Raw genomic sequence first — 19,888 nt, 5'->3', positions numbered from 1 at the left:
TCAGTGGAATAGCCCCCGTCGCCGGGACAAAAATGAATCCTAAACGGCCGGACTTAAAAGCCGACCACTGTCGTCGGAATTGGTCAAATTTTGTGCTATATTCCGCGCCCGCGATTTTTCATCTCAACACCGGTCACCGTCATGCAAACAGCCAAGCCGTTATTTGACTATCCCAAGTACTGGGCCGAATGTTTCGGTCCTGCGCCATTCCTGCCCATGAGCAGGGAGGAGATGGATCAGCTTGGCTGGGATTCGTGCGACATCATCATCGTCACCGGTGATGCCTACGTTGACCATCCGTCGTTCGGCATGGCGATCATCGGCCGGCTGCTGGAGTCCCAGGGCTTTCGCGTCGGGATCATTGCGCAGCCGAACTGGCAGTCCAAAGACGACTTCATGAAGCTCGGCGAGCCGAACCTGTTTTTCGGTGTCGCGGCCGGCAACATGGACTCGATGATCAACCGCTACACCGCCGACAAGAAAATCCGTTCCGACGACGCCTATACGCCCGGCGGCATGGCCGGCAAACGCCCGGACCGCGCCAGCCTGGTGTACAGCCAGCGCTGCAAGGAAGCCTACAAGAACGTGCCGATCGTACTCGGCGGCATCGAAGCCTCCCTGCGCCGCATCGCCCATTACGATTACTGGCAGGATCGCGTGCGCAACTCGATCCTGATCGACGCCACCGCCGATATCCTGTTGTACGGCAACGCCGAGCGGGCCATCGTCGAAGTCGCCCAGCGCCTGTCGTGGGGCCACAAGATCGAAGACATCACCGATGTGCGCGGCACCGCGTTTATCCGCCGCGACACGCCGGTGGGCTGGTACGAAGTGGACTCCACCCGCATCGACCGTCCGGGCAAGATCGACAAGATCATCAACCCGTACGTGAACACCCAGGACACCCAGGCCTGCGCCATCGAGCAGGAAAAAGGCCCGGTCGAAGACCCGAGCGAAGCCAAGGTCGTGCAGATCCTGGCCAGCCCGAAGATGACCCGCGACAAGACCGTGATCCGCCTGCCGTCGGTGGAAAAAGTGCGCAACGACGCGGTGCTCTACGCCCACGCCAACCGCGTGCTGCACCTGGAAACCAACCCAGGCAACGCCCGCGCCCTGGTGCAGAAGCATGGCGAAGTGGACGTGTGGTTCAACCCACCGCCCATCCCGATGACCACCGAAGAAATGGACTACGTGTTCGGCATGCCTTACGCACGCGTCCCGCACCCTGCGTACGGCAAGGAGAAGATCCCGGCCTACGACATGATCCGCTTCTCGGTGAACATCATGCGTGGCTGCTTCGGTGGCTGCACCTTCTGCTCGATCACCGAGCACGAAGGTCGCATCATCCAGAACCGTTCCGAAGAGTCGATCATTCGCGAAATCGAAGAAATCCGCGACAAAGTCCCAGGCTTCACCGGGGTGATCTCCGACCTCGGCGGCCCGACCGCGAACATGTACCGCATCGCCTGCAAGAGCCCGGAAATCGAATCCGCCTGCCGCAAGCCATCGTGCGTGTTCCCCGGCATCTGCCCGAACCTGAACACCGACCACTCGTCGTTGATCCAACTGTATCGCAGTGCCCGTGCGTTGCCGGGTGTGAAGAAGATCCTGATCGCGTCCGGCCTGCGCTACGACCTCGCCGTGGAATCGCCGGAATACGTGAAAGAGCTGGTCACCCACCACGTCGGTGGTTACCTCAAGATCGCCCCGGAACACACCGAGGAAGGTCCGCTCAACCAGATGATGAAACCGGGCATCGGCAGCTATGACAAGTTCAAGCGCATGTTCGAGAAGTACACCAAGGAAGCGGGCAAGGAGCAGTACCTGATCCCGTACTTCATCGCCGCCCACCCTGGCACTACCGATGAAGACATGATGAACCTGGCCCTGTGGCTCAAGGGTAATGGCTTCCGTGCCGACCAGGTGCAGGCGTTCTACCCGTCGCCGATGGCGACTGCCACCGCGATGTACCACTCGGGCAAGAACCCGCTGCGCAAGGTCACCTACAAGAGCGACGCGGTGACCATCGTCAAGAGCGAGGAACAGCGCCGTCTGCACAAGGCGTTCCTGCGCTACCACGACCCGAAAGGCTGGCCGATGCTGCGCGAAGCGCTGACCCGCATGGGCCGCGCCGACTTGATCGGGCCGGGCAAGGACCAGTTGATCCCGCTGCACCAGCCGAGCACCGACAGCTACCAGAGTGCCCGTCGCAAAAACTCGACGCCGGCCGGCAGTCATAAGGTCGCCAAGGAAACCACCACCAAAATCCTCACCCAGCACACCGGTCTGCCACCCCGTGGCAGCGACGGCAGCAACCCGTGGGACAAGCGCGAACAAGCCAAGGCGGCGGCGCAGGCACGTAACAAGCAGGCGGCTAAGGAACGTAGCGATGCGGCCAAGGGCAAGGGCGGCAAGCCAGCCCGCAAGCCGGTGGTGCCGCGTTGATCGTCGTTTGAAAATGCAAAACGCCAGCCTTGTGCTGGCGTTTTGCTTTCTGGTCGGGGGTGAGGCTGTTTGGTAAGGTGGCGCTCATTAAATCGCTATCGGGGGCAAGCCCCTCCCACACTTGATCGCGTTCACGCTCCAATTGTGGGAGGGGGCTTGCCCCCGATAGCGTCAGTCCAGTCTCCACCTTTCAAGGAAGAACACCTCATGGGCAACCCCCTGGCCGGCATCGGCATGGACTCCAACCGCTCCCAGTTCATGGCCCGCCAGCGCATCGAAAGCCAGATCAACCTGCCACGCCTGTTCGCGGCCATTGATGCCGACCCCGGCATCGTCGGCGCTGGCGTTGTGTACATCGACGCCGACTTGAATGTCGTCACCCTGCGCGAGTTCAAGCCGATCTGCAGCATCAAGCCCAAGCGCATCATCTTGCGCGAGGCGCAGAAGTACATTTCGCCTGCACAGTTTGTGGAGCAGGTGAAGACCGACCCCCGTGAAGGTCGCCTCCAGAAGGAAGCGTTCGATATGGGGCTTTCCTGTGGCGCGGCGGTGATTGGCTGGATTGTGGTGTTCAGCGGCAGCGTCGCTGTACCGTTCACCGCCGGTGCCAGTGCGTTTGTGGTGGGCATCGGCGTCACGGCGGCATTGGCCAGCAGTGCTCAGTGCGGGTTTGGCGTGGCGCGCACGTACAACGAAGTGCTTGATCCTGACGCCAACGACCGTATGGACGATGCCGAATGGTATGGCGCCGTTTCCCCGGTCCTCGATGCCGCCTCGCTGGTGGGCATCGGCACCGGCGCCCTGACTACGTTCAGGCTGCTCAAGGCCAAGAAAGCCGCCGCACTGGGCAAGAGCTGGTACGAGTTGCTCAAAGGCCTGACGCGCCAGGAGCGTAAGAAGTTGACCAAGGAGTTGCTCAGCCTGAGAGACCCGAGCCTGACACCCAAGTTGATCAAATTGCAGCAGCGTGCCGGCAAGCTGACCAAAAGTTACAGCTCCACGGAAATCCGCCATGCCACCCTGACTCAGATCAAGGATGCCTTGGGTGGGCTGTTGGGGATCTGGGGCAGCTATCGAACCGGCCATGTGGGCTCGGCCGAAACCATTGCGATCGGCCTGTACGAGGATCTGACGGAATGAAGGGCTTTCCCGACATGGGCAGCTTCCTGGCGCGTTATTTTCCCGTATTCATTGGCACCGTGTTCATGGCGATCTTTTCCGGCTCGGCCGCAGTGTCCATGGCGGGCGTGACGTACCTGCGCGGAGTTGATCCCGCGCTCAAGTCCAGCTATTCAGGGGCTGCGATCCTGGTATTGGTGGCGGTGCTGGTGTTTGGCAACGTGATGATCGCTCGAGGCTATCCCTGGGCGACCAGGCTGGTGGCAGGCTACCTGGTGTGCTGCCTGTTATTCGTCGTGCCGATGATTCAATACGACCTTCACTTGCTGGTATACGGCTCGGCAGTGCTGTTTCCGTTGCTGGGGTTGCTACTGCTCAACAGCAAGCGCCACCGCGAAATGCGCCACAGACTCCTCGAAATACGTCGTCTGCGCCAAGCCGTCGTTGCGCAGCGAAAAGCCCGTTGATTGGCTGGATTTGCCCTTCATTCGCGTACTCGCGTCACAAATAGGTGCAACGCTTGCACCATTGCCCCCTACGATGGCGCCGTTTTGGTGCTGTACTGCACCGGGCCGTACGATAAAGCGCAATGACCGCCGCCCTGGCATAAGTCTTGCGCGCGTTGTGCCCATGCCCTGGCTCGCAGGAGGCCGCCGTGTCGATTCATGTCGCGTTGCACCACGTTACGCATTACCGCTACGACCGTGCTGTCGAACTCGGCCCGCAGATCGTGCGTTTGCGTCCGGCGGCCCACAGCCGTACGCGGATTTTGTCCTACGCGCTGAAAGTGCTGCCCGAGCAACACTTCATCAATTGGCAACAAGATCCCCAAGGCAATTACCTGGCGCGGCTGGTGTTTCCGGAAAAAACCGCTGAACTGCGCATTGAAGTTGACCTGGTAGCCGAGATGGCGGTGTTCAACCCGTTCGACTTTTTCCTCGAGCCCTACGCTGAACACATCCCCTTTGCCTACGCCGCCGACGAGCAGCGTGAGCTGGCGCCGTACCTGGAGACGCTGCCGCTGACGCCCAGGTTCGCCGCCTACCTGGCCGGGATCGACCGCACGCCACTGCCGGCGGTGGACTTTCTGGTGGGCCTCAATCAGCGCCTGGCGGCGGACATCGGTTACCTGATCCGCATGGAACCCGGTGTGCAGACGCCGGAATTCACCCTGGAAAACGCCTCGGGCTCGTGCCGCGATTCGGCCTGGCTGCTGGTGCAATTACTGCGCAACCTGGGGCTGGCGGCGCGGTTTGTGTCCGGTTACCTGATCCAGCTCACCGCCGACGTCAAGGCCCTGGATGGCCCGTCCGGCACCGATGTGGACTTCACCGACCTGCACGCCTGGTGTGAGGTGTACCTGCCCGGTGCCGGCTGGATCGGCCTGGATGCCACCTCCGGTCTGTTCGCCGGTGAAGGGCATATCCCATTGGCCTGCAGTCCCGATCCATCCTCTGCCGCACCGATCAGTGGGCTGGTGGAGCCCTGCGCGTGCGAATTCACTCATGAAATGTCGGTGGAGCGGATTTGGGAGGCGCCGCGCGTTACCAAGCCTTACACCGACGAGCAGTGGCGTGCAATCCAGGCGCTGGGTCGGCAGATCGACGGCGACCTGCTCAAGCACGACGTGCGCCTGACCATGGGCGGCGAGCCGACCTTCGTGTCCATCGACGACCCCGACGGCGCCGAGTGGAACACCGCCGCGCTGGGGCCGGACAAGCGGCGCCTGTCCGCCCAATTGTTCCAGCGCCTGCGCCAGCACTACGCGCCCCAGGGCCTGGTGCATTTCGGCCAGGGCAAGTGGTACCCCGGCGAACAACTGCCGCGTTGGTCGCTCAATTGCTACTGGCGTCGCGACGGTGTGCCGATCTGGCACAACCGCGCGCTGATCGCCGACGAGCAGCAGGACTACGGCGCCAATGACGAGTTGGCTGGGCGCTTCCTGGCCAGCGTCGCTGAGCGCCTCAAGTTGCCGGCGCGTTTCGTGTTCCCGGCCTTCGAGGAGCATTTTTATTACCTGTGGCGCGAAGGTGCACTGCCGCAGAACGTCACGGCCCAAGACCCGCGGCTCAGCGACGAACTGGAACGCGAGCGCCTGCGCAAAGTGTTCAGCCAGGGCCTGGATAAAGTCATCGGCCATGTGCTGCCGCTGGCGCGCACGGCGGCCAACGACCGCTGGCAGAGCGGGCGCTGGTACCTGCGCGACACGCATTGCCGGCTGGTGCCGGGGGACTCACCGCTGGGCTACCGCCTGCCATTGGCGTCGCAACCCTGGGTGACGGCGGCGGAGTACCCGTTTGTGCACCCCACCGACCCGAACCAGGACCTGCCGCAGCTGCCGGGCAATGCGCAGTTGCACAACCATGCCGAGCCGGCCCCCAGCGACGAACGTGTGCCGCAGGTGGACGAGTCCGCCGACTGGCTGACCCGCACCGCGCTGTGCGCCGAGGCTCGCGAAGGGCGGCTGTACGTGTTCATGCCGCCGCTGGAGCGCGTGGAAGACTATCTGGAACTGGTCGCCGCCATTGAAGCAACCGCGCAAGAGCTGCATTGCCCGCTGCTGCTGGAAGGCTATGAGCCACCGGCCGATACGCGGCTGAGCAACTTGCGGGTCACGCCGGACCCGGGCGTGATCGAGGTCAACGTGCAACCGTCCGCCACCTGGGACGAATTGGTGGAACGCACCGAGTTTCTCTACGAAGAGGCACGGCAAACCCGACTGACCACGGAGAAATTCATGATCGACGGGCGCCACACCGGCACCGGCGGCGGTAACCACTTCGTGCTTGGCGGCGCCACGCCCAAGGATTCGCCGTTTCTGCGCCGCCCGGACCTGCTGCGCAGCCTGATCAGTTACTGGCATAACCACCCGTCGCTGTCCTACCTGTTTTCCGGGCTGTTTATCGGCCCCACGTCCCAGGCGCCCCGTGTGGATGAAGCGCGCAACGATGCGCTGTATGAGTTGGAAATCGCCTTTGCGCAAATGCCGGAACCCGGTGAGGAATGCCCGCCGTGGCGGGTCGACCGCCTGCTGCGCAATCTGCTGATCGATGTGACGGGCAATACCCACCGCGCCGAATTCTGCATCGACAAACTCTATTCCCCCGATGGCGCCACCGGCCGCCTGGGGCTGTTGGAGCTGCGTGCCTTTGAAATGCCGCCCCACGCGCGCATGAGTCTGACCCAACAACTGCTGTTGCGCGCCTTGGTCGCGCGGTTCTGGCGTGAGCCCTACGCACCGGCCAAACTGGCGCGCTGGGGCACCGAGCTGCATGACCGCTTCCTGTTGCCGCACTTTATCGAGCAGGATTTTGCCGACGTGATCGTCGAACTCAACGCCGCCGGGTATCCGTTGCGCGCCGAATGGTTCGCCGCGCACCTGGAGTTTCGTTTTCCCAAGGTCGGCGACTATGCCGTCAGCGGTATCGAGTTGGAATTGCGTCAGGCCCTGGAACCCTGGCATGTACTGGGCGAAGAGGGCGCGGCGGGCGGCACGGTGCGGTATGTGGATTCGTCCCTGGAGCGCCTGCAGGTGAAGCTCACCGGTCTGCCGCCACAACGTTATCTGCTGACCTGCAACGGCATCCCGGTGCCGCTGCAACCCACTGGTCGTGTCGGTGAGTTCGTCGCGGGTGTGCGTTATCGCGCCTGGCAACCGGCCAACTGCCTGCAACCGACCATCCCGGTGCATGCGCCGCTGGTGTTCGACCTGCTCGACACCTGGATGCAGCGCTCGCTGGGCGGCTGCCAGTACCATGTTGCGCATCCGGGCGGGCGCAATTACGACAGCTTGCCGGTGAATGCCAACGAGGCGGAGAGCCGGCGCATGGCGCGGTTTTTCCGGCTCGGCCATACACCCGGAAAGCTCCCCGTACCGACCATCGTGATCAACGATGAATTACCGATGACCCTGGATCTACGACGCTTTGCCAATAAGAATGACTGACTGCGATTGAAAGGTGGGAGGGCCAACTCCCGCCCACCGTTGATTGCAATGAATCTGAGTTAATCTGAGCCCCTTTGCCTCTGCCGAGCGTTCCATGTCCGACTTGCTCGACCGTTACCCGCTGACCGCGGGCACTTATCACGAATTGCTGGACGACAGCGGCGTAGTGCGTGCCCATTGGCGACGCCTGCTCGATCACCTGCAACGCAGCACCCCGGCGCAGTTGGCCCAGCGTCAGGCGCTGTTGACCCGGCAGATCCAGGAAAACGGCGTGACCTACAACGTCTACGCCGACCCTAAAGGCGCCGACCGCCCATGGGAATTGGACCTGCTGCCCCATGTGCTGGCCTTTGACGAGTGGCAGCACCTGGCGGCCGGTATCGCCCAGCGCGCGCGCTTGCTCAACGCGGTGCTGGCCGATCTGTATGGCCCGCAGCGCTTGATCAAGGAAGGCCTGCTGCCGGCGGAACTGGTGTTCGGGCATAACAACTTCCTATGGCCGTGCCAGGGCATCCAGCCGCCCGACGGCGCGTTTTTGCACCTGTATGCGGTAGACCTGGCGCGCACCCCGGATGGCCGCTGGTGGGTCACCGCCGACCGCACCCAGGCGCCGTCGGGCGCAGGCTACGCCTTGGAAAACCGCACCATCGTGTCTCGCGCCTTCCCGGACTTGTATCGCGATCTGCAGGTGCAGCATCTCACCGGTTTCTTCCGCACATTGCAGGAAACCCTGGCGCGTCAGGCCCCCGGCGATGATCAGACACCGCTGATTGTGCTGCTTACCCCTGGGCGTTTCAACGAGAGCTATTTCGAACATCTCTACCTCGCGCGCCAGCTCGGTTACCCGCTGGTGGAAGGCGGCGATCTCACCGTGCGCGACAGCCGTGTATTTCTCAAGACCCTCAGCGGCCTGCGCCGGGTGCACGCGATCATGCGCCGCCTCGACGACGACTTCTGCGACCCGTTGGAGCTGCGCACCGACTCGGCCCTGGGCGTGCCGGGCCTGCTCGACGCGGTGCGCCAGGGCCATGTGCTGGTGGCCAATGCCCTGGGCAGCGGTGTGCTGGAGTCTCCGGGTTTGCTGGGCTTTCTGCCGAAGATCAACCAGTTTTTGTTTGGCGAAGAACTGATCCTGCCGTCCATCGCCACCTGGTGGTGCGGCGAGGCGCCGGTGCTTGCCGAAGCGTTGCACAAACTGCCGGAACTGCTGATCAAACCGGCATTTGCGTCGCAGAGTTTTACCCCCGTGTTTGGCCGCGATCTGGACGATGCGCAGCGCCAGGCCCTGACCCAACGCATGCGCGCGCGCCCTTACGCGTACGTGGCCCAGGAGCTGGCGCAACTGTCCCAGGCGCCGGTGTGGCACACCGAAGAGGATCACCTGCAACACCGTGCCATCGGCATGCGCGTGTACGCCGTGGCCAGCGACGACGGCTATCGTGTGTTGCCCGGCGGGCTGACGCGTGTGGCCGCCGAAGCCGATGCCGAGGTGGTGTCGATGCAACGCGGCGGCGCGAGCAAAGACACCTGGGTCCTCGGTGAGCGCACACCTGGCGGCGAACAGTGGCGCGCGCAACGCCCCATCGGCGCCCATGACCTGGTGCGCCGCGACCCCTATCTGCCCTCGCGGGTAGTGGAAAACCTGTTCTGGTTTGGCCGTTATTGCGAACGCTGCGATGACAGCGCGCGCTGGCTGCGGGTCGTGTTGGCGCGCTACGTCGACGGCGACGACCCGCTAGCGTTGCAGGCGGCGGTGGCGCTGGGCGAAAACTTGCGCTTGTTGCCGGAGGAGGGCGAGCTGCCCGAGCGCCTGCTGGCCGCGTTGCTCGGTGACGATTGGCCGTCGAGCCTGCGCGCCAACCTGCAACGCTTGCAGTGGGCGGCGTCTCAGGTGCGGGGCAAGTTGTCCCGGGAAAACTGGCAGGCCCTGGTGGAGCTGCAACGCGAAGCCTTGGAGCTTGCGCGCGAGACGGCGGACTTCGGCGAGCTGCTGGACTTTCTCAACCGCCTGGTGATGTCCCTCGCGGCGCTGTCCGGGTTCGCCCTGGACGACATGACCCGCGATGAGGGCTGGCGCTTCTTGATGATGGGGCGGCGCATCGAGCGTCTGCAGTTTCTCAGCAGCAGCCTTGCGGCGTTCCTGCGCGGCGTGGCGGTGTTCGATCAGGCGGGGCTGGAATGGTTGCTGGAATTGGGCAACAGCAGCATCACCTACCGCTCGCGCTACCTGGCGGTGCCGCAACTGATCCCGGTGCTCGACCTGTTGTTGCTGGACGAGCAGAACCCTCATGCGGTGTTGTTCCAGCTCAAACTGGTGAGTCGCACGTTGCGACGGCTCAACGATGACTTCGGTGTGCCGCGGGAAACCGGTCTGGGACCGTTGGTGGAGCGCCTTACGCGCTTCGACCTGAGTTGCCTGGAGAACCCGCTGTTCGGCGAGTCCGGCGTACGCGCCGCGTTGGATGGCCTGGCCGACCTGCTGCAAGCGGTGGCCGAGGAGAGTGGGCAAGTGTCGGATCGCCTGGCGCTGCGCCACTTCGCTCATGTGGATGATGTAAGCCAGCAAACGGTGTCGCTGTGATGAGTGCGCGCTACCAGATTTTCCACGATACCCATTACCACTACGACAGCCCGGTGTCCCTGGCCCAGCAGTTGGCGCATCTGTGGCCGCGTGCGTGTGAGTGGCAGCGCTGCAGCGCGCAACAGTTGGATATCAGCCCGCAGCCGTCCTCACGCCGCGACGAGCTGGATGTGTTCGGCAACCCCATCACCCGCCTGGCCTTCGAGCGGCCCCACGATGAACTGCTGGTCAATGCCGGCCTGACCGTGGAAGTGCTGGCGCGGCCGGCGCCGGATTTCGCTCGGTCGCCGGCGTGGGACCAGACCCGCGACAGCCTGACCTACAGCAGCCGGCCGATGTCGCCCGAGGCGATCGAAGCCTGCCGCTATCGCTTCGAGTCGCCCTATGTGCATTTGAAGCAAACCTTCGTCGACTTCTCGCAAAGCTGTTTCGCGCCGGGGCGGCCATTGCTGCTGGGCGTGCAGGCGTTGATGGAGAAGATCTTCAGCGAATTCACCTTCGATGCCGAAGCCACCCAGGTCGCTACACCGCTGGTGGAGGTGCTGGAACGCCGTCGCGGCGTATGCCAGGACTTCGCCCACTTGATGCTTGCGTGTCTGCGCTCGCGCGGTCTGGCGGCGCGTTACATCAGCGGTTATCTGCTCACGCAGCCGCCACCCGGCCAGCCACGGCTGATCGGCGCCGATGCGTCCCATGCGTGGGTCTCGGTGTATTGCCCGGTGTCAGGCTGGGTAGATTTCGATCCGACGAATAATGTGCAGCCGGCACTGGAGCACATCACCCTGGCCTGGGGCCGGGATTTTTCCGATGTGTCGCCGTTGCGTGGGGTGATTCTGGGGGGAGGCAGCCATGACCCGGAAGTGCGGGTGACGGTAATGCCGCTGGAGTAATGGTGGATTGTGGTGAACGGGGCGGGCCTGTTCACCACAAAGGAATTATTCGGCAGGATCTTTTGGTGTTTCGGTGTCGTCGCTCGTTACTTCACCGTCAACTTCCGGGTTGAGGGCGCCGGCCTCTTCATCGGCAGCGGCTTTCTTGCGTTGCAGCTTTTCCTCTTTCTTCTGTTCCTTGGCCAAGTCTCTCTGACGTTTGGCGAAGGAGTAATTAGGTTTGGCCATGGGCAATCCTCTAGGGTCGAAGGTGAGGGTGGGCGGCGCGCGGCTGCCTCGGGTCGCCATGGTAGCAGCTTAGCAGCGCGCTTGGCCTTCACTTACCGCAGGCGTAAGCGGCCAGCAGGCCGTTGAACAATTGGTTGAGGTACATGGCGCGGGCTCCAGATAGGTGATGGAGCCGATCATAGGCAGCCTGCGGCACTTTGGCCGGTTGATTGTGTCGATAGGTCTGATAGCCTAAAGTTGTATACAATCTGTTGATTCAGATCATAGGAAATCGTGCCTGTCTCAGGCACCCTTGCCGCATCATGCGTTTTTAACCCTGCCTTGGAGATTCACATGTTTGCCAAAATCGTTGCTGTTTCCCTGCTGACATTGGCCAGCGGCCAGTTGCTGGCTGCAGAGTGCAAGGTCACCGTCGACTCCACTGACCAGATGTCCTTCAACACCAAGGAAATCACGATCGACAAGAGCTGCAAGACATTCACCGTCGAGCTGACTCATTCCGGCAGCCTGCCGAAGAACGTCATGGGTCATAACTGGGTGCTCACCAGCGCCGCTGACATGCAGCCGGTCGCTACCGATGGCATGGCCGCCGGTATCGACAAAAACTACCTGAAAGAAGGCGACAGCCGCATCATCGCCCACACCAAGATTATCGGTGCCGGCGAGAAAGATTCCGTGACCTTCGACGTGTCGAAACTGGCAGCGGGTACCGATTACGCGTTCTTCTGCTCGTTCCCAGGCCACATCTCGATGATGAAAGGCACTGTGGTCGTCAAGTAAGGCGCGTAATCGTTCATCGGGGGCAAGCCCCCTCCCACCTTGGATTGTGAATACAGTCAACTGTGGGAGGGGGCTTGCCCCCGATGACTTTCTGCCTGGTTCACCTCACGGCGCAAACGGCATGACCCGCTTGTGCTCGGTCTTGCGATACGTCTCGCACATAATCCTGAACGCCTCTTCCCGCACCGGCTCGCCGTGCAGGAATGCATCGATCTCAGCGTAAGTCACACCATGTGACGCCTCATCCGGCTTGCCTGGCGACAAGTCTTCCAGGTCGGCGGTCGGCACCTTCTCAACCAAGGATTCCGGCGCGCCAAAATGCCGCGCAATCGCACGCACCTGGTTTTTCACCAACCCGCTCAACGGCGCCAGGTCGCACGCCCCATCCCCGAATTTGGTAAAAAAGCCCATCACCGCTTCCGCCGCATGGTCGGTACCGATCACCAGGCCGCCGGCCGTGCCGGCGATGGTGTATTGCGCCACCATGCGCATGCGCGCCTTGGTGTTGCCCAGCACGAAATCACGGGACACCGCCGCCTTGCCTTCAAACGCCGCCACTTCACTGGCCAGGGCTTTGACCGCCGGGCCAATGTTGACGGTGTGACGCTCGTCCGGCTCGATAAAGTCTACCGACGCCTGGGCATCGATTTCATCGAACTGGGTTTCGTAAGGCAGGCGCACGGCGATGAAGCGATACGCCTGGTCACCGGTGCTGGCGCGCAGCTCCTGCATCGCCCGTTGGGCCAGCAGGCCGGCGGTCAGGGAGTCGACGCCGCCGCTGATGCCCAACACCAGGGCCTTGAGCCCGGAATTGCGCAGGCAGTCCTGAATAAACGCCACGCGCCGCGCTACTTCGGCCTCAAGCGCGGCCTGGTCGTTGAATGGCGCTTGGACCTTGAGCTGCTGCGCGATCTCACGCTGTACGGCTTGCATGCTTCACTCCTTGTTGGATAGGGCAGGTACTTTGAAAACGTGACGCAGATAGGCGACAAAATTCGGGTCGGTGCATTGGGTCTTGCCCGGTTCATCGGAGATCTTCGCCACGGGCTGGCCATTGCAGGCGGTCATTTTAAGCACAATGCTCATGGGCTCCACCCCTGGAATGTCACAGGTCAGGTTGGTGCCGATGCCGAAGCTCACATTAATGCGGCCTCGCAGCGCGCGGAAGATCTCCAGGGCCTTGGGCAGCGACAAGCTATCGGAGAACACCAGCGTCTTGCTCATCGGCTCGATGCCCAGCTTGTGATAATGCGCGATGGCTTTTTCCGCCCATTGCACCGGGTCGCCGGAGTCGTGGCGCAGGCCGTCGAAGAGCTTGGCGAAGTACAGGTCGAAGTCGCCGAGGAACGCATCGGTGGTGATGCAATCGGTCAGGGCGATGCCCAACAGGCCACGGTATTCGCGCACCCAGCAATCGAGCGCGGCGATCTGGCTGTCGATCAGGCGCGGGCCGAGTTGCTGATGGGCCATGATCCATTCATGGGCCATGGTGCCCAGGGGTTTCATGTCGAACTCGCGGGCCAGGTGCACGTTGCTGGTGCCGACGAACCGCCCGGGGAAGTCATGCTTGAGCACACTGACCACTTCTTCCTGCACCCGGTATGAGAAACGCCGACGCGTGCCGAAGTCGGCCACTTGCAGCTCCGACAGCTCATCGCTGCCGGCGTTGGCCGTCAGCCAATCGAACTTGCGGTACAACTGCTCGCGGGCCTGTTCGAGGATTACGGTCTGGTAGCGGTAGCGGTTGCGCACTTCGCTGACAATGGCCAGCAACGGCACTTCGAACAGGATCACATGCAACCAGGGCCCGCGCAGGCGGATGAACAGCTCGCCGTTTTCGATACCGGTCTGCACATAGCGCAGGTTGAAGCGAAACAGCCCGAGGAAGCGCAAAAAGTCCGGCTTCATAAAGCTGATGCGTTCCAGGAACCCCAGTTGGTCCGGGCTCAGGCTCAGCTCGGCGAGGCGCTCGATCTGGTAGCGGATCTCCGCCAGGTAGGGCCGCAGGTCTTCGCTGTTACGGCAACGAAATTCCCATTCAACTTCCACGTTGGGATAGTTGTGCAGCACCGCCTGCATCATGGTCAGTTTGTAGAAGTCGGTGTCGAGCAGGTTCTGCACGATGCGATCGGCAAACACGCTCTCGCTCATAACGGGAATCTCCAGATGGATCGGCGCGGGGGCCGACCTTTACTCACGAATTTAAAAGGGGGCTAGTGGCGCATAGACCTGAGGGGTTTTGCCAGACATTTTTTCGGGGAGGCCACTGGCCTCATCGGGGGCAAGCCCCCTCCCACATTTGAAATGCATTCCACTCCAGGCACTAAATCACTTGCTCCATCATCCACTTCACAAATTCGCGTACCTTGGGCACTTCGGCTGCGTGCTCCGGGTAGGCCAGGTAATACGCGTCCTGGCTGGGCATCGCATGCTGCCAAGGGATCACGAGCTTGCCGTCGGCCAATTCTTCTTCCACCAGAAAGCGTGGCAATAACGCCACGCCGCACCCCACCTGCGCCGCGCGGATGCACATATAGAAAGTGTCGAAACGCGGGCCATGGTAGCTGTGCTCGGTGTGATAACCCTGGTCGGCAAACCAGTCGTGCCAGCCCTGGGGGCGCGAAGCGTTTTGCAGCAGCACCAGGTTGCTCAACTGCGTGGGATCGGTGAAGGGCTGCGCCGGCAGGCTCTCCGGGGCGCACACCGGCACCAGCTCTTCGCTGAACAGTTTCAGGCTCTCGGTGCCCGGCCGCGCACCCTGGCCGAAGTAGAACGCCATGTCGGCCTTGCCTTGCAGCAGCTCGTCCGGCTCCTGCTCGTTGCACAGGTCCAGATGGATCTGCGGGTGACGCAGGCGCCAGCCCTTCAGGCGCGGCACCAACCAGCGCGCGCCGAAGGTGTAGGGCGTGGACACGCGCAGTACTTCGGTCTCACCGCCGTAGGAGCGCAGGTAGTGGGTGGACATCTCTACCTGCGTAAGGATCTTGCGCACCTCCACCAGGTACAAATCGCCCGCCGGCGTCATCTGCAGGCGGCGCCGCACGCGGCGGAACAGCAGGTGCTGCAGCAACTCTTCCAATTGCGCCACCTGTTTGCTCACCGCGCTCTGGGTGAGGTTCAGCTCCTCCGCGGCGCGGGTAAAACTCAGGTGACGGGTGGCCGCTTCGAAACACTGCAGGGCGGTGATCGAGGGCAAATGTCTTTTATTCAGCACGGCGTGCCTCTTTTTATTCCTGGCATGAATAAACGGAATGATATCTCGCCTAATCGTCGTTTGTTGGCAAGTCTTGGGCCAGCTACAAATAAGCCTTGGATCGTCGTGCGGGCCGCGGCGCTTTTTTTCTACACAGATTGAAGGAGTGACCCATGGTTGCCGCATTGCTTGATCGTCTCGGGGTGAACCCGGCGTTGTACCAGTCGGGTAAACACCCCGTGCACTCGCCGATCGATGGCAGCCGTATCGGCAGCGTGCACTGGGAAGGCGCCGCCGAGGTGGAGCAACAGGTCAGTCGCGCCGAGCATGCATTCGAGGCCTGGCGCAAGGTGCCGGCGCCGCGTCGCGGTGAGTTGGTGCGCCAGTTCGGCGATGTCCTGCGCCAGTACAAGGCCGACCTGGGCGAGCTGGTGTCCTGGGAAGCCGGCAAGATCACCCAGGAGGGCTTGGGTGAAGTGCAGGAAATGATCGACATCTGCGACTTCGCCGTCGGCCTGTCCCGTCAGCTGTACGGCTTGACCATCGCCTCTGAGCGCCCTGGCCATCATATGCGTGAAACCTGGCACCCGCTGGGCGTGGTCGGCGTGATCAGCGCGTTCAACTTTCCGGTCGCGGTGTGGGCCTGGAACACCGCCCTGGCGCTGGTGTGCGGCAATGCCGTGATCTGGAAACCGTCGGAAAAGACCCCGCTCACCGCGTTGGCCTGCCAGGCGCTGTTCGAGCGCGTCGCGAAAACCTTCAGCGATGCCCCCGAGTACCTGAGCCAGGTGATCATCGGCGGTCGCGATGCCGGCGCCGCGTTGGTGGACGATCCGCGCGTGGCTCTGATCAGCGCCACCGGCAGCACCCGCATGGGCCGCGAAGTGGCGCCCAAAGTCGCGGCGCGTTTCGCCCGCAGCATCCTCGAATTGGGCGGCAACAACGCCATGATCCTCGGCCCGAGCGCCGACCTGGACATGGCCGTGCGCGCCATCTTGTTCAGCGCGGTCGGCACCGCTGGTCAGCGATGCACCACCCTGCGTCGGCTGATCGCCCACGAGTCGGTCAAGGACGAAATCGTCACCCGTCTCAAGGCCGCGTATTCGAAAGTACGCATCGGCCACCCGCTGGAAGGCAACCTGGTCGGCCCGCTGATCGACAAGCACGGCTTCGACAACATGCAGGACGCCCTAGAGCAAGCCTTGAGCGAAGGCGGCAAGGTGTTCGGCGGCAAGCGCCAGCTGGAAGACACCTTCCCCGACGCCTACTACGTATCCCCGGCCATCGTGGAAATGCCCGAGCAGAGCGACGTGGTGTGCACCGAAACCTTCGCGCCGATCCTGTATGTGGTCGGCTACACCGACTTCGCCGAAGCCCTGCGCCTGAACAACGCCGTGCCCCAAGGCCTGTCCTCGTGCATCTTCACCACCGATGTGCGCGAGGCTGAGCAGTTCATGTCGGCGGTGGGCAGCGACTGTGGCATCGCCAACGTCAACATCGGCCCGAGCGGCGCGGAAATCGGCGGCGCGTTCGGTGGCGAGAAAGAGACCGGCGGCGGGCGTGAATCCGGTTCCGATGCGTGGCGCGGGTACATGCGCCGCCAGACCAACACCGTGAACTACTCGCTGGAGCTGCCGTTAGCGCAAGGCATCACCTTCGACTGATGATCGTTCCCACGCTCCGCGTGGGAATGCATCCTGTGACGCTCCGCGTCACGACCTGAAGGCGGACGCGGAGCGTCCAGGGCTACATTCCCACGCTCCGCGTGGGAACGATCGGTTGTGAGTTCATCCCGGAGTCTGGCAATGGCACTACGCGAAGCATGTTTGTGGGAACACCTTACCCCCAGCCGGCCGGATCGTGCCGCGCTCAACGGTGAGGTCAAGGTGGATGTGTGCGTGATCGGCGCCGGGATCACCGGCCTATCGGCGGCGATCCATTTGCTGGAACAGGGTAAAAGCGTCGCCGTGCTCGAAGCCCATCGCAGCGGGCATGGCGGTTCCGGGCGCAATGTCGGGTTGGTGAATGCCGGCTTGTGGATCCCGCCGGACGAGATTGAAGCCGGTTTCGGCGAAGCGGTGGGCAGCCAGCTCAACCGCATGCTCGGCGCGGCGCCGGCGCTGGTGTTCAGCCTGATCGACAAATACGCCATCGATTGCCAATTGCGTCGCGAAGGCACGTTGCACATGGCGCACAACGCCCGTGGCGAGGCGGATTTGCGCAGCCGTGAGGAACAATGGAAGCGCCGTGGCGCGCCTGTCGAATTACTCACCGGCCAAGCCTGCGAGCACGCCACCGGAACCAAAAAGATCGCTGCCGCCTTGCTGGACCGGCGCGCGGGCACGCTCAACCCCATGGCCTACACCACCGGCCTGGCAAATGCGGCGGCAGGGCTGGGTGGGCAACTGTTCGATCATTCCCCTGTTACGCGGCTGGAGCGCCAAGGCTCGGACTGGTCGGTCCAGACCGCCGACGGTGCGGTGCGTGCCGCCCAAGTGGTTATCGCCTCCAACGCCTACACCGAAGGCGAATGGACCGCGCTGCGACGAAACTTCTTCCCCGGTTATTACTACCAAGTCGCGTCGGCCCCGTTGGCAGACGCCGCCGCCGAGCAAATCCTGCCCGGTGGACAGGGCTCCTGGGACACCCGCCAAGTCTTGAGCAGCATCCGCCGCGATGCCGATGGCCGGCTGCTGCTCGGCAGCCTGGGCAATGGCAACCAGAAACCGACGTGGTTCCTCAAGGCGTGGGCCGACCGGGTGCAGCAGCACTACTTTCCGTACCTCAAATCGGTGCAGTGGGAATATACCTGGACCGGCTGCATCGCCTTTACTCCCGACCACTTGATGCGCTTGTTCGAGCCGGCCCCGGGGCTGGTGGCGGTTACCGGCTACAACGGGCGCGGCGTGACCACCGGCAGTGTGGTGGGTAAGGCGTTTGCCGACTATCTATGTCACCAGAATCCCCAGGCGCTGCCGATCCCGTTTGCGCCGATGCAACCACTGGCGGCGGTGGGCCTGCGCAGCTGCCTGTATGAAGCCGGGTTTTCGCTGTATCACGCGGGGCAATGCCTGAGGATCGTTATCTGATCAGCGAAATACCCCCCAAAGCCGCGCATTTTCTTAGCAGGCTACTCATCTGTATTGGTGCAAGTCGTAGCAAACGCGCACTGTAAATGTGCAGTTCCGTTACGCCTACGGTTACCGCTGTAGGAAGTGGTGTTTATCGCTCTGGTTGCAGGTGCGACCGGTAATGGTTGTACCTTTTACAGCTTTAGGTTGCACCTGGGCGTGCCAGAGGGTTGCACGTGCTGGCATGCGGAGACGAAACGCCTGCAATAACAATGACACCGTGTCTTTTTGAAGAATAAAAACGTAATGGCACGCGGCTTGCTCTGAGCTTTCGGTGAAAAGTTTGAATGCAAGTTGTCGTGCCTAAAATCAAAAATATCGGAGCACCACTCATGTCCCAGACGTTTTACAAGAAAGGCTTTCTTGCTCTCGCCGTGGCAGCGGCGCTGGGTGTTTCTGCGTTTGTTCAAGCTGATGTGAAGATTGGCGTAGCGGGGCCGATGACCGGCGCCAACGCCGCTTTCGGTGAGCAATACATGAAGGGTGCCCAGGCGGCAGCCGATGTGATCAACAAGGCTGGCGGCATCAACGGCGAACAGATCAAGCTGGTGGCCGGTGACGACGCCTGCGAACCCAAGCAGGCCGTGGCCGTCGCCAACCGCCTGGCGGACCAGGACAAAGTCATCGGCGTGGTCGGGCACTTCTGCTCGTCGAACACCATCCCGGCGTCCGAGGTGTATGACGAAGCGGGCATCATCGCGATCACCCCAGGCTCTACCAACCCGCAGGTCACCGAGCGCGGCCTGGGCGCCATGTTCCGCATGTGCGGGCGTGACGACCAGCAGGGCATCGTCGCCGGCGACTACATCGTCGATGTGCTCAAGGGCAAGAAAATCGCGGTCATCAACGATAAGGACACCTACGGCAAGGGCCTGGCCGACGCCACCGCTGCGCAGTTGACCAAGCGTGGCGTCAAGCCGGTGCTGGAAGAAGGCCTGACCCGCGGCGAGAAAGACTTCAGCGCCCTGGTCACCAAGATCCGCTCCCTGGGCGCCGACGTCGTGTACTTCGGTGGCCTGCACCCGGAAGCCGGTCCCCTGGTTCGCCAGATTCGTGAAGCGGGCCTCAAGGACGTCAAGTTCATGTCCGATGACGGCATCGTGACTGACGAATTGGTGGCTACCGCCGGTGGTGCGCAGTACGTGGATGGCGTCTACATGACCTTCGGCGCCGACCCGCGCCTGCTGCCGGACAGCAAGACCGTCGTGGAAGAGTTCCGCAAAAACGGCACCGAGCCCGAAGGCTACACCTTGTACGCCTATGCCTCGATCCAGGCCCTGGCCGCCGGCTTCAATGGCGCCAAATCCAACAAAGGCGAAGACGCCGCCAAATGGCTCAAAGCCAATCCGGTCAAGACCGTGATGGGCGAGAAGACCTGGGACGCCAAGGGCGACCTGAAAATCTCCGACTACGTGGTTTACCAGTGGGATAAAGACGGCAAATACCACCAGCTGGAAAAGCAGAAGTAATCCATGTGGGAGGGGGCAAGCCCCTCCCACAGTGGGACAGTGTTGTGTTTGAGATCTGACTTTTCCTCCAGAAGCGCCGCGCACCTCAGGGTGTGCAGGTGCTCAC

The 19,888-nt window shown here is 62.5% G+C and carries 14 protein-coding genes; 10 read left to right on the top strand and 4 right to left on the bottom strand.

What is annotated here, in order from left to right; all coding sequences use genetic code 11:
* The first annotated feature begins 141 nt into the window (after positions 1-141).
* The 6 genes from OSC50_RS22050 to OSC50_RS22025 all read left to right on the top strand — a co-directional run bounded on the left by OSC50_RS22050 (position 142) and on the right by OSC50_RS22025 (position 10,981).
* A complete protein-coding gene (locus OSC50_RS22050) occupies positions 142-2,445 on the top strand; it encodes a YgiQ family radical SAM protein (RefSeq protein ID WP_181080458.1) in 2,304 nt (767 codons plus the stop codon).
* 207 nt (positions 2,446-2,652) lie between these two features.
* Positions 2,653-3,585: an Ssp4 family T6SS effector gene (gene ssp4 / locus OSC50_RS22045; RefSeq protein WP_181080457.1), complete on the top strand. Its 933-nt coding sequence runs from the start codon at positions 2,653-2,655 to the stop codon at positions 3,583-3,585.
* Positions 3,582-4,031, top strand: coding sequence for a hypothetical protein (locus tag OSC50_RS22040; protein WP_253510176.1), 450 nt, complete (start codon positions 3,582-3,584; stop codon positions 4,029-4,031). Before ssp4 ends, OSC50_RS22040 begins: the two co-directional genes overlap by 4 nt.
* 188 nt (positions 4,032-4,219) lie before the next feature.
* Positions 4,220-7,510: a transglutaminase family protein gene (locus OSC50_RS22035; RefSeq protein ID WP_266245650.1), complete on the top strand. Its 3,291-nt coding sequence runs from the start codon at positions 4,220-4,222 to the stop codon at positions 7,508-7,510.
* Between the two features lie 94 nt (positions 7,511-7,604).
* Positions 7,605-10,091 (top strand): circularly permuted type 2 ATP-grasp protein, encoded by a 2,487-nt coding sequence (locus tag OSC50_RS22030; RefSeq protein WP_266245652.1) that lies wholly within the window; start codon positions 7,605-7,607, stop codon positions 10,089-10,091.
* Positions 10,091-10,981: a transglutaminase family protein gene (locus OSC50_RS22025; RefSeq protein WP_266245654.1), complete on the top strand. Its 891-nt coding sequence runs from the start codon at positions 10,091-10,093 to the stop codon at positions 10,979-10,981. Before OSC50_RS22030 ends, OSC50_RS22025 begins: the two co-directional genes overlap by 1 nt.
* A gap of 45 nt (positions 10,982-11,026) precedes the next feature.
* On the opposite strand, the gene OSC50_RS22020 is transcribed toward OSC50_RS22025, so the two are convergent.
* Positions 11,027-11,209: a hypothetical protein gene (locus OSC50_RS22020; protein WP_266245656.1), complete on the bottom strand. Its 183-nt coding sequence runs from the start codon at positions 11,207-11,209 to the stop codon at positions 11,027-11,029.
* 333 nt (positions 11,210-11,542) lie between these two features.
* On the opposite strand from OSC50_RS22020, the gene azu reads away from it, so the two are divergent.
* Positions 11,543-11,989: an azurin gene (azu, locus tag OSC50_RS22015; RefSeq protein ID WP_181080451.1), complete on the top strand. Its 447-nt coding sequence runs from the start codon at positions 11,543-11,545 to the stop codon at positions 11,987-11,989.
* A gap of 105 nt (positions 11,990-12,094) precedes the next feature.
* On the opposite strand, the gene nadE is transcribed toward azu, so the two are convergent.
* The 3 genes from nadE to OSC50_RS22000 all read right to left on the bottom strand — a co-directional run bounded on the left by nadE (position 12,095) and on the right by OSC50_RS22000 (position 15,203).
* Positions 12,095-12,922: an NAD(+) synthase gene (gene nadE, locus OSC50_RS22010; protein ID WP_266245658.1), complete on the bottom strand. Its 828-nt coding sequence runs from the start codon at positions 12,920-12,922 to the stop codon at positions 12,095-12,097.
* A gap of 3 nt (positions 12,923-12,925) precedes the next feature.
* Positions 12,926-14,140 carry a nicotinate phosphoribosyltransferase gene (gene pncB, locus OSC50_RS22005; protein ID WP_266245660.1) on the bottom strand — a complete coding sequence of 405 codons (1,215 nt, stop codon included), beginning with the start codon at positions 14,138-14,140 and terminating at the stop codon, positions 12,926-12,928.
* A 172-nt stretch (positions 14,141-14,312) separates the two neighbouring features.
* Complete coding sequence (locus OSC50_RS22000) at positions 14,313-15,203, bottom strand: LysR family transcriptional regulator (RefSeq protein ID WP_181080448.1); 891 nt, start codon at positions 15,201-15,203, stop codon at positions 14,313-14,315.
* 152 nt (positions 15,204-15,355) lie between these two features.
* Here OSC50_RS22000 and amaB point away from each other — a divergent pair, with 152 nt between their 5' ends.
* The 3 genes from amaB to OSC50_RS21985 all read left to right on the top strand — a co-directional run bounded on the left by amaB (position 15,356) and on the right by OSC50_RS21985 (position 19,782).
* The gene (amaB, locus tag OSC50_RS21995) at positions 15,356-16,846 is read left to right on the top strand and encodes an L-piperidine-6-carboxylate dehydrogenase (RefSeq protein ID WP_253510184.1); all 1,491 of its coding nucleotides are present in this window, start codon (positions 15,356-15,358) and stop codon (positions 16,844-16,846) included.
* Positions 16,847-16,987: 141 nt separating this feature from the next.
* Entirely contained in the window at positions 16,988-18,271 is a 1,284-nt protein-coding gene (amaA, locus tag OSC50_RS21990; protein WP_181080446.1) for an L-pipecolate oxidase, read from the top strand.
* A gap of 374 nt (positions 18,272-18,645) precedes the next feature.
* Positions 18,646-19,782, top strand: a complete 1,137-nt coding sequence (locus OSC50_RS21985) for a branched-chain amino acid ABC transporter substrate-binding protein (protein ID WP_181080445.1) — start codon at positions 18,646-18,648, stop codon at positions 19,780-19,782.
* Positions 19,783-19,888: the final 106 nt, after the last annotated feature.

The organism is Pseudomonas quebecensis (assembly GCF_026410085.1).
Lineage (GTDB): Bacteria > Pseudomonadota > Gammaproteobacteria > Pseudomonadales > Pseudomonadaceae > Aquipseudomonas > Aquipseudomonas quebecensis.
This window is presented reverse-complemented; position numbering and strand designations above follow the sequence as displayed.

Excerpts from the sequence above, each read along its gene's own strand:
- OSC50_RS22050 (WP_181080458.1), top strand. The coding sequence starts at position 142 with ATGCAAACAGCCAAGCCGTTATTTGACTATCCCAAGTACTGGGCCGAA.
- ssp4 (WP_181080457.1), top strand. The coding sequence starts at position 2,653 with ATGGGCAACCCCCTGGCCGGCATCGGCATGGACTCCAACCGCTCCCAG.
- OSC50_RS22040 (WP_253510176.1), top strand. The coding sequence starts at position 3,582 with ATGAAGGGCTTTCCCGACATGGGCAGCTTCCTGGCGCGTTATTTTCCC.
- OSC50_RS22030 (WP_266245652.1), top strand. The coding sequence starts at position 7,605 with ATGTCCGACTTGCTCGACCGTTACCCGCTGACCGCGGGCACTTATCAC.
- OSC50_RS22025 (WP_266245654.1), top strand. The coding sequence starts at position 10,091 with ATGAGTGCGCGCTACCAGATTTTCCACGATACCCATTACCACTACGAC.
- OSC50_RS22020 (WP_266245656.1), bottom strand. The coding sequence starts at position 11,209 with ATGGCCAAACCTAATTACTCCTTCGCCAAACGTCAGAGAGACTTGGCC.
- azu (WP_181080451.1), top strand. The coding sequence starts at position 11,543 with ATGTTTGCCAAAATCGTTGCTGTTTCCCTGCTGACATTGGCCAGCGGC.
- nadE (WP_266245658.1), bottom strand. The coding sequence starts at position 12,922 with ATGCAAGCCGTACAGCGTGAGATCGCGCAGCAGCTCAAGGTCCAAGCG.
- pncB (WP_266245660.1), bottom strand. The coding sequence starts at position 14,140 with ATGAGCGAGAGCGTGTTTGCCGATCGCATCGTGCAGAACCTGCTCGAC.
- amaB (WP_253510184.1), top strand. The coding sequence starts at position 15,356 with ATGGTTGCCGCATTGCTTGATCGTCTCGGGGTGAACCCGGCGTTGTAC.
- amaA (WP_181080446.1), top strand. The coding sequence starts at position 16,988 with ATGGCACTACGCGAAGCATGTTTGTGGGAACACCTTACCCCCAGCCGG.
- OSC50_RS21985 (WP_181080445.1), top strand. The coding sequence starts at position 18,646 with ATGTCCCAGACGTTTTACAAGAAAGGCTTTCTTGCTCTCGCCGTGGCA.